The sequence below is a fragment of the Erwinia sp. PME.40.26/001 genome (assembly GCF_055556675.1).
This window is the reverse complement of record NZ_JBVHNP010000326.1, coordinates 1-251: the sequence shown is the minus strand read 5'-3', so window position 1 is coordinate 251 and position 251 is coordinate 1. Positions and strand designations below refer to the sequence as shown.

Here is a 251-nt window from a genome sequence, read left to right as displayed (position 1 = left end):
CGTCCAGTCCCGAAGACGCGCCGCCGTCGTGGCGGATCGTCGTGAGCTTAAGGGCCCGATCATAGGCGTCGGCCGTGTCGACCAACAGCTTCGACTGCGCGTCGAGTCCTCGGAGCGCCAGATAGGCGTCGGCCAACTGGGCTTGAAGGCTTAGGCGGACATTGGCCAGGTCGGCGTCGCTGGCCTGGGCCTGGTCGCGCGCCGCCCGGGCCTGGGCGCGGACGCGGCCCCAAAGGTCCAGCTCGTAGGAC

1 protein-coding gene is annotated in these 251 nt (G+C 70.1%); it reads right to left on the bottom strand.

The window, feature by feature from the left end:
• Positions 1-251, bottom strand: a 251-nt coding sequence (locus ACZ3HG_RS24390; RefSeq protein ID WP_465335054.1) for a TolC family protein, incomplete at both ends; no start/stop codon positions are given.